General features: G+C 72.1%; 9 protein-coding genes. 5 read left to right on the top strand and 4 right to left on the bottom strand.

The annotated features are described in order from the left end of the window. Positions 1–8: 8 nt before the first annotated feature. A complete protein-coding gene (locus VMS22_16385; GenBank protein HXJ35611.1) occupies positions 9–1121 on the top strand; it encodes an amidohydrolase family protein in 1113 nt (370 codons plus the stop codon). Here the strand turns inward: VMS22_16385 and VMS22_16380 are convergent, their stop codons facing one another. After that, positions 1122–3488 (bottom strand): CoA transferase, encoded by a 2367-nt coding sequence (locus VMS22_16380; GenBank protein ID HXJ35610.1) that lies wholly within the window; start codon positions 3486–3488, stop codon positions 1122–1124. It abuts the gene before it with no gap. 122 nt (positions 3489–3610) lie between these two features. Between VMS22_16380 and VMS22_16375 the strand changes: the two genes are divergently transcribed. Genes VMS22_16375 through VMS22_16365 form a run of 3 tightly spaced genes read left to right on the top strand, consistent with a single transcriptional unit; the run spans position 3611 to position 6981 of the window. Further along, positions 3611–4765: a sensor histidine kinase gene (locus tag VMS22_16375; GenBank protein ID HXJ35609.1), complete on the top strand. Its 1155-nt coding sequence runs from the start codon at positions 3611–3613 to the stop codon at positions 4763–4765. Positions 4766–4807: 42 nt separating this feature from the next. Then, positions 4808–6013, top strand: a complete 1206-nt coding sequence (locus VMS22_16370) for a CoA transferase (protein ID HXJ35608.1) — start codon at positions 4808–4810, stop codon at positions 6011–6013. A 2-nt stretch (positions 6014–6015) separates the two neighbouring features. Then, positions 6016–6981: a patatin-like phospholipase family protein gene (locus VMS22_16365; protein ID HXJ35607.1), complete on the top strand. Its 966-nt coding sequence runs from the start codon at positions 6016–6018 to the stop codon at positions 6979–6981. Positions 6982–7000: 19 nt separating this feature from the next. On the opposite strand, the gene VMS22_16360 is transcribed toward VMS22_16365, so the two are convergent. From VMS22_16360 to VMS22_16350, 3 genes are all read right to left on the bottom strand, one after another. Further along, the gene (locus VMS22_16360) at positions 7001–7228 is read right to left on the bottom strand and encodes a hypothetical protein (protein ID HXJ35606.1); all 228 of its coding nucleotides are present in this window, start codon (positions 7226–7228) and stop codon (positions 7001–7003) included. A gap of 80 nt (positions 7229–7308) precedes the next feature. Next, a complete protein-coding gene (hisS, locus tag VMS22_16355) occupies positions 7309–8658 on the bottom strand; it encodes a histidine--tRNA ligase (GenBank protein ID HXJ35605.1) in 1350 nt (449 codons plus the stop codon). A gap of 27 nt (positions 8659–8685) precedes the next feature. Continuing rightward, complete coding sequence (locus VMS22_16350; GenBank protein ID HXJ35604.1) at positions 8686–10965, bottom strand: heavy metal translocating P-type ATPase; 2280 nt, start codon at positions 10963–10965, stop codon at positions 8686–8688. Positions 10966–11014: 49 nt separating this feature from the next. Between VMS22_16350 and VMS22_16345 the strand changes: the two genes are divergently transcribed. After that, a complete protein-coding gene (locus tag VMS22_16345; protein ID HXJ35603.1) occupies positions 11015–11635 on the top strand; it encodes an inorganic pyrophosphatase in 621 nt (206 codons plus the stop codon). Positions 11636–12060: the final 425 nt, after the last annotated feature.

The raw sequence follows: 12060 nt of genomic DNA, 5'->3' as shown, positions 1-12060 counted from the left end.
GACGATCGATGGCAACCGACCGCATCGTCTCGGCCGACTCGCACGTGAACCCGCCGCGAGACCTGTGGCTGCGCGACTGCCCCGCCCAGTTCAAGGATCGCGCGCCGCGCGTCGAGTCCGGGCCGATGGGCGACTTCTGGGTGACCGATCAGCAGATCACGGGCGCGATCGGCCTCGATTCGTCCGCCGGCCGCAAGCCAGAGGACTTCAAGCCGACGGGACTCACGTATAAGGAGATGCGGCCGGGCGCGTACGACCCCAAGGCGCGCCTCGAGGACATGGACGTCGACGGCGTCGACGCCGAGGTGCTGTACTTCGGCGGTCCCGTCACGCAGCAGGCCGCCGACCCTGCGCTGCGCACGTACGTCGTCCAGCGCTACAATGACTGGATGGTCGAGCTGTCGAAGGCGGCGCCGACGCGGCTCGTGGGGCTCGCCCACATCCCGCTGCTCGACCTCGACGAGGCGCAGCGCGAGCTCCGGCGCGTCGCCAAGATGGGCCTGCGCGGCTTCCACCTCGATCCGTTCCCGGACGAGCGCGGGGGCAAGCCGCTGTGGGACAGCGCCTACGAGCCGTTCTGGTCGCTCGTCGAGGAGACGGGCCTGCCGATGAGCTTCCACATCGTCGGGCCGCGCAAGGCGAACGTCACCGAGACGTTTGCGAACCCGACGCCCGGCATCAAGGAGACCTTCATCGCGATCGCGCCGATCTCCATCTGCGAGACCGTCTCGACGCTCATCTTCACCGGCATCCTGGCCCGCCACCCGAAGCTGCGCTTCGTGCTGGTCGAGTGCGGGATCGGCTGGATCCCCTACTTCCTCGAGCGCATGGACCAGACGTTCAACAAGCACCGCTTCTGGACGAAGTCGGTCATCACCGAGAAGCCGAGCACGTACTGGTACCGGCAGGGCTACGCGACGTTCATCCAGGATCTGGCCGGCGTCGCCGAGCGTCATCGCGCCGGGCTGCGCAACATCATGTGGTCGACGGACTACCCGCACTCGGACAGCACCTGGCCGAAGTCGCGCGAGGCGTTGGCCAACCACTTCAAGGACGTCCCGGCCGACGAGCGGGCCCTCATCACGGGCGGGAACGCCGCCGCCCTCTACGGCCTGTCCTGATCAGCGGCAGACGGCCTCGGCGACGAGCGCGCGCGCTTCGTCCGGCGAAAGCGCGAGCCAGCGGACGAGCACGTCCTCGGTGTGCTCGCCGAGGAGCGGCGCGCGCCCTGCGGGCGTGAGCGGCGTGAGCGACGGCCGGATCGGGTTGCCGCTGTGGCGCTCCGATCCGATCTCCGGATGCTCGACGGTCACGATCGCGCCGCGCGCGGCGAGGTGCACGTCGGCGCGGTGATCGTCGCCGTTCTGCACGGGCATCGCCGAGACGCCCGCCGCCTGCAGATGCGCGGCGGCGTCCTCGGCGGACCGCTCGCGCGTCCACGCGGCCAGGCGCTCGTCGAGCGTCGCACGCGCCGCCGAGCGCCCCTCGAGCGTGCGCAGCACCGGCTCGTCGCTCCAGCCGAGTGCCGCCCGGAGGCGCCGCCATTCGTCGTCCGACACGATCGCGATCGCCACCCAGCGATCCGTCCCCGCGCACGGGTAGACACCGTGCGGCGCCGCGTACGGCGCGGCGTTTCCCACCTGCTCCATCCGCCGTCCGGTGCACGCCTCCTGGAGGTAGACCTCGCCCATCAAGTAGGCCGCCGATTCCGCCTGCGACATCTCGATGCGCTGGCCCTCGCCGGTGCGGCGCCGGTGCTCGAGCGCCGCCAGGATGACGCCGGTCGCGAGCTTCGCTGCCGTGTGATCGGGATGATTCAAGGCGCAGCCGGCGGGATACGGCGCGTTCGGGTGGTTCCAGAGCCAGGTGACGCCGGAGAACGCCGAGTTGAGCGGGCCGAAGGCCGACGCCTCGCCGAGCGGTCCGCCGCGTCCGAACGCCTGTGACGCGTAGTAGATGACGTCCGGCCGGCGCGCGCGCACGTCCTCGTAGTCGAGCCCCCAGCGCGCGGCGACGCCGCCGCGATTGTTCTCGATGACCACGTCGGCCCGCGCGCAGATTTCGAGCGCCAGGGCACGGCCGCGCGGGGTCCGCAGATCGAGGCAGACGCTGCGCTGGCCGCGCGACGCATCGTTGAACGTCCACGAGCGATCCGGCGCGTCCGCCTCGACCGTCACGCGGCGAAGGAAGTCGACGTTGGCGCGCGACTCGATCTTCACGACCTCCGCGCCGAGCTCGGCGAGGAGATAGCCGACCTCGGGCCCCGCGACCCCGACGCCGAGGTCGACGACGCGCAGACCGGCGAGCGCGGGCCCCGTGCCGCCGGCGGATGGCTCCGCCGTGCGGGGCGCGAAGCCGCCCTCCGCCGCGCCGGCGACCGGCGCGGGCCGCCGCACCGAGGCCGGCGTGGCGGAGAGGTTGAAGGGCGGCGACGCGAACGGCGCGTCGCCCAGATGGGGAAACCCGGAGGGGCGAAAGTACCGGCGATGGCGCGTCTGCTGCTCGAGGACGAACTCTTCGGGGCGGTTGAGCGGCACCAGCGGGACGTCGAGCTCCCGCGCGCGTGCGTGGACCTGGGCGCGGGTCTCGCCGCGGAGCGCGTCCTCGGTGAGGAGCCGGATCACGTCCGCGTTCGCGAGCCGATAGACGGACCGCTCCCATTCGGGTCCTGCCAGCGCATCGACGCCGACCAGCTCGACGAACGCGCGCCACTGCCGCGGGCTCGCGGGCAGCGCCCGGATGTAGCCGTCGGCGGCCGGCAGCACCGTGTAGGCGCCGGCGCCGTTGCGCACGCTGAGGCGCGGCAGGCTCGGATAGACGCGCGCGTAGTCCGCGGTCGGGATCGACCACGGATGGAGCGCGTTGATCCCGGCCTCCTGCACCGACACCTCGACCGTCTGCCCGCGCCCGTGGCGCGCGCGGTCGAGCACGGCTGCGAGCGCCCCCACGACCGCGAACAACGAGGCGCTGTCGTGGGCGAGGTAGCCCGGCAGCCAGCACGGCGGCAGCTCGGGGAATCCCGACGCGAAGAGCGCGCCCGACGCCGCGAACGCGGGCAGCGCCTCGAGGCGCCACGACGCGCGCGGACCGGAGAGCCCGCAGTCGGCGATCGCGACATGCACGAGATGCGGATGCTCCGCGTGCACGCGATCGGGCGTGAGGCCGAGCCGCGCCTCGCCGTCGGCACCCAGGTTCTCGATCAGCACGTCCGCGTTCGTGCACAGGGCTCCGAGCTCGCGGCGTCCCGCCGGCGTCGCGAGATCGAGCCGCAGGCCGCGCTTGTTCGCGTTGCGATACAGGAATGCGAGCGCGCGGTCCGGATCGGGCACGTCGCCCGCGAACGGGCCGCGCCCCCGTCCCGGATCGCCCTCGGGCGGCTCCACCTTCACCACGTCGGCGCCGAGGTCGCCGAGCAGGCGCGCCGCCATCGCCCCCCGGATGTCGGTCAGGTCGACGACACGCAGGTGGGCCAGGGGACCGCTCGCCATCGGCCGCTCCTAACCCGCACGCGACGGCACCTGCAAGGGTTGTCGGCCACCCGGCGCGGCGTTAGCCTCCGGGCGCGGTGGCGAGCGATCGGCCGAGCGCCCAATCCCGTATGAGCCCGCGGATGCTCCGCCTGGGCTCGCTTCTGGCGCTCGTGGTGGCGACCCTCTTCCTGCCGTTCCAGTACCTCTACTATGACAACGACCCGCACTTCGCGCACCGGATCGTGGCCCACACGACGCACGCCGCGATCGCGCTGGTCGGCCTGCTCGTCAGCTACCTGCCATCGGCGCGGCGCTGGGCGGACACCTGCGCGCTGCTGATGGTGATCGCCATGGGCGGGAACCTCCTCGCCTACTTCGCCGCCACGTCCGGCTATCCCCCGCTCGTCTCGAACGTCCTCTCGTTGCTCCTCTTCGGCGCCGCAGTGATCTGCTCGTGGAGCCCACGCCGCACCGCCGCCGTCGGCAGTCTGTTCGCGCTCGGGTTCCTGCTGGTGGGACTTCTCACGCACCGGCAAGATCTCGGCGAGGAGCGGTTCGTGTTCTCGAACGGCGTCCTGCTCTTCGCCACCATCATCGCGGCGCTGTGCGCCAACATCATGGAAGCGGCGCGCTCGGGCATCGAGCGGCGCGAGCGGGAGCTCGAAGGCCTTTCGAACCGTCTCATGTCCGTGCAGGAGGAGGAGCGGCGCCGGCTCTCGCGCGAGCTGCACGACGGCGTGGGCCAGGAGCTGACGGCCGTCGTGGCGTATCTGCGGGCGATCGAGCGCCATCTGCCCGAGGAAGACGGCGCCGTGCGGACCGAGGTCGCGGAGGCGCGCGGGCTCGCGGCCAAGACGCTGGCCGAGATCCGCGAGCTGTCACAGCTCCTGCGTCCTTCGCTGCTCGACGACTGGGGGCTCGTGCCGTCGCTCGAAGCGCAGGTGAAGTCGTTCAAGACCCATCGCGACCTCGACGTGCGGTTCGTCGCGAACGAGATGCCGCGGCTACCGACGGAGGTCGAGACCGCCGTGTATCGCATCGTGCAGGAGGCGTTGACGAACGTCGCCAAGCACGCGCGCGCGACCAGCGTCCGCGTGTCGCTCACGCACGAGACCGACGGCATCCACCTCGACGTCAGCGACAACGGCATCGGCTACCCGCGCAACGGCGCCCGCCCCGGCGGGCCCGGCCTCGGTCTCGTCAGCATCCGGGAGCGCGTGCGCGCCCTCGGCGGCCGCGTCACCCTCACCTCCGACCACGGCGCGCAGCTCTCGGTCGTCCTGCCCCTCCCCTAGCGCCGCTTGCGGGTTGCCGGTCGCGTCGCCTAGTGTCGCGCCGTGCGCGACGTGCTGTCGGGGGTGCGCGTCCTCGAGGTGGCCGACTGGGGCTTCGTGCCCTCGGCGGCGACCGTGCTCGGCGACTGGGGTGCGGAGATCATCAAGGTGGAGCACCCGCGCTTCGGCGATCCGATCCGCGGGCTCATCACCGCGGGGCTCGTGCCTGGCGCGTCGGGACGCAACTTCCTCGTCGAGCACCTGGGTCGCAACAAGCGCAGCGTCGGCATCGACCTCGCGCACGCCGACGGTCGGGCGCTGCTCGATCGCCTGCTCCCGACCGCCGACGTCTTCCTGACGAGCTTCCTCGACGACGCGCGCGAGCGGCTGCGCATCACCTACGACGACGTGCGCCGCGTGAATCCCCGCATCGTCTACGCGCGCGGCAACGGCCAGGGGCGCCGCGGTCCGGACGCGCGGCGTGGCGGCTACGACGGCGTCTCGTTCTGGGCACGCGGCGGGATCGCCGACCGCCTCTCCACGCCCGGGCGACCGCCGGTCCAGCAACGACCGGCGTTCGGCGACTTCATCGGCGGCATGTCGATCGCCGGCGGCATCGCCGCCGCGCTGTTCCAGCGCGAGCGCACCGGCGAGGGCATCGAGGTGGACGTCTCGCTGCTCGGGACGGCGATGTGGGTGCTCTCGCCCGACATCACCGCCACCTACATGTACGGCCGGATGCTGCCGACGGCCGGCGAGATGCCGGCGCCGCCGAATCCCCTCGTCGGTACCTACCCGTGTGCCGACGGCAAGGCCCTGGTCCTGATGATGCTCCAGGCCGAGCGCTTCTGGCCGCTGTTCGCCGCCACGATCGGCCGGCAGGACCTCCTCGAGCGCTATCCGACGGCCGCCGCCCGCGCCGAGCAGGCGACCGCCATCCGCGTCGAGCTGTCGGAGACGTTCGCCACCAGGCCCCGCGCCGAGTGGGAGACGATCCTGCGCGCGTCCGAATGCATCTGGGGACCGTTCCAGACGCCCGCCGATCTCGCCGACGACCCGCAGGTGCAGGCGAACGGCTATCTCCTCGAGGTCGAGACCTCCGAGGGGCCCGTGCGCCTGTGCGCGAATCCCGTCCAGTTCGGCGGCGAGCCGCCGCGGGTGCGCAGTGCCGCGCCCGATGCCGGCGCGCACACCGAGGAGGTGCTGCTCGAGCTCGGCTGCGACTGGGCGGAGATCGGGCGCCTCAAGGACGCCGGGGTGATCTCCTGACCATGGCGAAGCGCGTCTTCATCCTCGGCGGCGGCGCGGCGCTCGGCGCCCATCAGGTGGGTGCGATGAAGTACCTCGCCGAGCAGGGCATCACGCCGGACGCGTTCGTCGCGAGCTCGATCGGCGTCCTCAACGCCTGCGTCTACGCGTCGGGCGGCATCCCGCGTCTGGAAGACGCGTGGATGCACTTCCGGTCGATCCCGCGCATCGTCTCACCGAGCCTGTGGCACAACCCCATCTTCGGCCTGTCGCTCTTCTCGATGGATCGCCTCACGTCGGCCCTCGAGGAGTACATCGACTTCCCCGAGGTGTTCGCGAGCCCGCTCGACATGGAGTTCGTGGTGCTGAACCTGTCGCGCGGACGCGGCGAGATGCACGCCAAGAGCTCGTGCATCGACTGGCGGGAGCTGCGCTCGCTCACGCGCGCGGGCTACGCCATTCCCATGCTGTTCCCGCCCATCCAGTACCGCGGCGACTGGTACGTCGACGGCGGCTTCGCGTGGAACATCCCGCTCGAGCGCGCGATCCAGATGGGGGCGACGGAGATCTTCCTGCTGGCGCCGATCGCGAGCCAGCTTCCGTACAAGGCGCGCTTCAGCTCGTTCCTCGACTTCCTGCAGCGCGTCCTCGACGTCATGTGGCGGACGATCGGGAACATGGGCTACCTCTACGCGCTCATGGAGAACGGCAGGTTCCACGGCGTCCCGGTGACGGTCATCGAGCCGACCGAGCAGTGGAGCGGCTTCGGGCCGCTCGCCGTCTTCCAGGCGTACCCCCGCAAGAACCAGACGCTCATGGCGCACGGCTATCGTGACGCGAAGCGCGTGCTCGCCGACCAGCGCCGCCTCATGCCGGCCCAAGACTACGTCTTGGGCCGGGACCGAGAGTCGGGCGTCGGGGGCACGCGCGACCGGTATGCCGCGGCCGGCAAAGCCGGCGCGGCACACGAGCTACGCGCGAAGGGTTGAAGACCCGGGCCTTCGCAACCTAGTCGGCGCAGGCGCGGGCGAAGACGCGCGTCGAGCCGCCGACCGTCGCCACGGCGAAGGGCTCGGCGCCCTGGAAGTCGACCTTCCAGTCGGGCCCGTTCGCCCACGTGGAGATGACGCCCCACTTCTTGCAGACCTTGGGGCCGGCCTCCGGGTCGGCCGCCTGTCCTGCGATCGCGGCCCCGAGCAACAGTCCCGCGGCGCCCGCCACCAGTGTACGAAGCATCAGGATCCCTCCCTTGCGATGCGGCATGGTCGGCGTCATCGTGGCGGAGGGTCGCAGGTCGGGCAACCCGTGAACCGAGGCTACGCGTGCGTCGCGCGACGCGCCCGGATCCACCCGGCGAGCTCGGCGCGCGCGACGGGCGTGCTGGTGCGGGTTGCGAGGTCGCGCACCTCGAGCGTCCCGCTCCCGAGCTTCGCCGCGTCGGCCACCACGGCGAGTGGGATGCCCTTCTTCTCCGCCAGCTCGAACTGCGCGCCGAGCTTCGCCGCGTGCGGAAACACGTCGACGCGAAGCCCCGCCTGCCGGAGCTCGGCTCCCAGACGGATGGCCCCGGCGGTCGCCTCCGCCGCGGGCACGACGACGAGCACGTCGGCGCCACGGCTCCCGCCGCCGAACATCCCGCGCTCCTCCATGAGCATGAAGACGCGCTCGAAGCCGATCGAGAAGCCGCACGCCGGCACCTTCGCCCCCGCCAGGCGCTCGATCAGATCGTCGAAGCGGCCGCCGCCCGCGAGGCTGAAGGGAACGCCCTCGGCCGCGACCTCGAAGATGGGGCCGGTGTAGTAGTCCATGCCGCGCGCCAGGAATGGATCGAACGCGAGCCGACCGGCAGGGAGCGGCGGCGTCAGCGCGAGGATCTCGCGGAGCTGTGCCACGTGCGGCGCCGCCGCCTTGCCGGCGCGCGCCTCGACGTCTGCGAGCAAGGCCTCGTCCCTCCCGCCCCGCGAGCGCGCGTGCAGGTCGAGCAGGCTCGACGCGACCTTCTCGGAAATGCCCTTGCCGGTCAGCTCCTCCTTCACCGCCGCCGGGCTCTCCTTGTCGAGCTTGTCGATCCCGATGACGGCGGCGCCGAGATGCTCGTCCCCCACCCCGGCGCTGCGTACGAGGAGCGAGAGGAGCGGGCGCGAGTTGAGGCGCACCGTGAGACCCGAGAAGCCGAGCGCGGCGAGCGCGGTCGTGGTCGCGAGGACGACCTCGGCCTCGACCGCCATCGACGACGAGCCGAGCACGTCGACGTCGCACTGGACGAACTCGCGAAAGCGGCCGTGCTGGGCGCGCTCGGCGCGCCACACCGGCCCGCACTGGTAGCGCTTGAAGACCGCGGGCAGCTCGCCGCGGTGGGTCGCGTAGTAGCGGGCGAGCGGCACCGTGAGGTCGAAGCGGAGCGCCATGTCCGAGAGCTCCTCGCCACCCTTCGCGAGCGCGCGCTCCAGCTCCGCGCCGCGCTTCAAGACGTGGAACATGAGCTTCTCGTTCTCGCCGCCGGCCTTGCCGAGGAAGACGCGCAGGCTCTCCATCGCCGGCGTGTCCATGCCCTCGAACCCGAACGACTCGTAGGTTTCGCGGATGCGCCGGACGAGCTCCTGCCGCTTGCGGAACTGGTCCGGCAGGAAGTCGCGGAACCCGCTCGGGGCGGCGAGCTTGGCCATGGGACCGCCTAGTTCAGGTACTCCGGCTCAAAGGTCAACTCGCCGCAGCCGCAGCGCGTTCGCGATGACCGACACCGACGACAGGCTCATGGTGGCGCTCGCGATCATCGGGGAGAGGAGCCACCCGACCAGCGGATACAGCACACCCGCCGCGAGCGGAATCGCGAGCGCGTTGTAGCCGAACGCGAACGTGAGGTTCTGGCGGATGTTCCGCATGGTCGCTTGGGCCAGGCGCCGGGCGCGCACGATCCCGAGGAGATCGCCGTGCACGAGCGTCACCCCGGCGCTCTCGATCGCGACGTCGGTGCCGGTGCCCATGGCGATGCCGACGGCGGCGGCGGCGAGCGCCGGCGCGTCGTTGATTCCGTCGCCCGCCATGGCGACCGTCCGCCCGTCGGCCGCCAGGCGCCGGATCGCCTCGGCCTTCCCGTCGGGAAGAACACCCGCGATGACCTCCGTGATGCCGAGTCGCGCGGCGACGTTCCTCGCCGTCGCCTCGGCGTCGCCGGTCAGCATCACGATGCGGAGGCCGTCGGCGCGCAGGCGGGCCAGCGCGTCGGGCGTGGTCGGCTTCACGGGATCGGCGAGCGCCACGACGCCGGCCGCTGCGCCGTCGACGCCGACCAGCACGACGGTCTCGCCCCGCTCGCGCCGCACCCGCGCTTGCGCCTCGAGCGGCGCGGGATCGATGCCACGCTCGGCGAGGAATGCCGCCGTGCCGACGACGACGCGCGCCGCACCGACGCGGCCGCTCGCGCCCTTGCCCGGCACCGCCGCGAACTCGAGGGCGTGCGCGGGCGGAAGGCCGCGTGACTCGGCCGCCCGCACGATCGCGCCGGCGAGCGGATGCTCGCTCTGCTGCTCGATGCTGGCGGCGAGGCGCAGGACCGTGTCGGCGTCGTCGGGACGCCGCACCTCGACCCCGACCACCTCCGGCCGCCCGACCGTGAGGGTGCCGGTCTTGTCGAGCACGAGCGTGTCGACGGCGGCGAGGCGCTCGAGCGCCTCGGCGTTTCGGACAAGGACTCCCGCCTGCGCCCCGCGTCCGGTCGCGACCATGATCGACATCGGCGTCGCGAGGCCGAGCGCGCACGGACAGGCGATGATGAGCACCGCGACGGCGGCGACCAGGGCGTACGCCAGGCGGGGCGCGGGTCCGACCGCCGCCCATACGACGAACGTCGCGGCCGCGATCACGAGCACGGCGGGAACGAAGCGCGCCGCCACCCGGTCGGCCAGGTCCTGGACCGGCGCGCGGCTGCGCTGCGCCTCGCCGACGACGCGCACGATCTGCGCGAGCAGCGTCTCCTCGCCCACCCGCTCGGCCCGCATGACGAAGCTCCCGGTCCCGTTCACGGTCGCGCCGATCACGCGCGAGCCGGAGACCTTCGCGATCGGCATGGCCTCGCCCGTCACCATCGACTCGTCGACGGCGCTCGTCCCCTCGACCACGACCCCGTCGACGGGGACCTTCTCGCCCGGCCGCACGCGCAGCAGGTCGCCGACCGCGACCGCGTCGAGCGGAACCTCTCGCTCGCCGCCGTCGCCGAGGCGCCGCGCCGTCGGCGGCCGGAGATCCAGCAGCGCCCGGATGGCGCCGCCCGTCCGCCGCCGCGCACGCAGCTCGAGCACCTGGCCCAGGAGCACGAGCGTCGTGATGACGGCTGCCGCCTCGAAGTAGACCGGCACCACACCGCCGTGGCCGCGGAACGATTCCGGGAAGAGCTGCGGCGCCAGCGTCGCGAGCACGCTGTGGACGTAGGCCGTCCCCGTGCCGATCGCGATCAGCGTGAACATGTTCGTCTGGCGCCGCACGATCGACGCCCAGCCACGGGCGAAGAACGGGGCCGCGCCCCACGCGACGACCGGCGTCGCCAGCACGAGCTGCACGAGCGGACGCGGATGCAGGCCGAACATCTCGCCCATGCCGAGGAGCACGACCGGCACCGTGAGAGCGAGGCTCACCCAGAAGCGACGCGTGAGATCGCGTAGCTCGCCGTCGTCCTCGGCCGCCGTGGCGGAGAGCGGCTCCAGCGCCATGCCGCAGATGGGACAGCTCCCTGGTCCGCCCTGGCGGACCTCTGGATGCATCGGGCAGGTGTAGATCGCGTCCGCGCTGGCCGGCGGTGCCGGGGCGACCGCCCCTCCGAGATAGCGTGCCGGCTCGGCACGGAACCGCTCCGCGCAGTGCGGAGCGCAAAAATAGTATCGCGTCCCGCCGTGCGATACGGTCGCGGGCGCCCTCGCCGGGTCGACGCGCATCCCGCACACCGGATCGCGCGCCGACCACGCGGCTTCTTCCCGCATCTCGCCGTCACTACACCGCGTGCCGCGACCGTGCTAGCTCGGGCCGAGCATGACGCTACGGCTCCAGGCCCATCCGTGGCACGGCATCTCGCGTGGCGACGAGGCGCCGGCGATCATGAACGTGTTCATCGAGATCGTGCCCTCGGACACGGTCAAGTACGAGATCGACAAGGCGACGGGACACCTGAAGCTCGATCGCCCGCAGCAGTTCTCGAACGTCTGCCCGGCGCCGTACGGCTTCGTGCCGCGGACGTGGTGCAAGGAGCGCGTCGGCGCGCTCGCCTCGCGGCGTACCGGCCGCAGCGGCATCGTCGGCGACGGCGACCCGCTCGACATCTGCGTGCTGACCGAGCGCCCGATCACGCACGGCGCGATTCTGGTCCGCGCCCGCCCCATCGGCGGGTTCCTGCTGCTCGATCGCGGCGAGGCCGACGACAAGATCCTCGCCGTGCTCGCCGACGACGCTGCGTACGGCGGCTTCCGCGACCTGCCCGACGTGCCGTCGGCGCTCGTCGACCGGCTGCGGCACTACTTCCTCACCTACAAGGACATCCCCGACCCGAGCGCCCCGAGGCGCTGCGAGATCACCCACGTCTATGGGGTGGCAGCGGCGCACGAGGTCATCGGGGCTTCGATCGCTGACTACGAGGCGGGGTTCTCGAGCCGCTGAGTCTAGCTCGGTGCCGCGAGGTTGGGGGCAGGGCTTCGGCTTCGGCTCCGCCGCGCGGGAAAACATGCAGGGCGCCACGGCCCAGACATTCCGTCGCGCCGCTTCGCAGGCGCCTCCGCCCTGCCCCCAACCTCGCGACGCGACGCCGCCGCCTCGCCGTCACGATCGCACCCGCCAATAGCGTAGGTGATGAATGCGGCGGCGATGCGCGGGGCGGGTGGCGAGGGCGGAGCGCCCTTGAGCCGCGCGGCGTTCCGTCGTTGCGACGCTCGACGCGTCCCGGACGCCGCGCGGCGAACTAAGACCAAATGAACGGCCGGCTCACATCCGCACGTTCGCGGATTAGTCTCGGGAGTCTCGCCACCCGCGGCTAGAGCCGCATACGGAGGAGCCGGCCATGAAAAGCATGATCTGGTTGGGTTTGG

Source organism: Candidatus Eisenbacteria bacterium (assembly GCA_035577985.1).
Classification (GTDB): Bacteria; Desulfobacterota; Binatia; order DP-6; family DP-6; genus DATJZY01.
The sequence above is the reverse complement of the archived record's forward strand: the minus strand, read 5'-3'. Positions and strand labels throughout refer to the sequence as shown.

Bases quoted from the DNA above. Each gene is read 5' to 3' on its own strand.
- VMS22_16345 (HXJ35603.1), top strand. From the start codon at position 11,015: ATGACGCTACGGCTCCAGGCCCATCCGTGGCACGGCATCTCGCGTGGC.
- VMS22_16360 (HXJ35606.1), bottom strand. From the start codon at position 7,228: ATGCTTCGTACACTGGTGGCGGGCGCCGCGGGACTGTTGCTCGGGGCC.
- VMS22_16365 (HXJ35607.1), top strand. From the start codon at position 6,016: ATGGCGAAGCGCGTCTTCATCCTCGGCGGCGGCGCGGCGCTCGGCGCC.
- VMS22_16380 (HXJ35610.1), bottom strand. From the start codon at position 3,488: ATGGCGAGCGGTCCCCTGGCCCACCTGCGTGTCGTCGACCTGACCGAC.
- VMS22_16385 (HXJ35611.1), top strand. From the start codon at position 9: ATGGCAACCGACCGCATCGTCTCGGCCGACTCGCACGTGAACCCGCCG.
- VMS22_16350 (HXJ35604.1), bottom strand. From the start codon at position 10,965: ATGCGGGAAGAAGCCGCGTGGTCGGCGCGCGATCCGGTGTGCGGGATG.
- VMS22_16375 (HXJ35609.1), top strand. From the start codon at position 3,611: ATGCTCCGCCTGGGCTCGCTTCTGGCGCTCGTGGTGGCGACCCTCTTC.
- hisS (HXJ35605.1), bottom strand. From the start codon at position 8,658: ATGGCCAAGCTCGCCGCCCCGAGCGGGTTCCGCGACTTCCTGCCGGAC.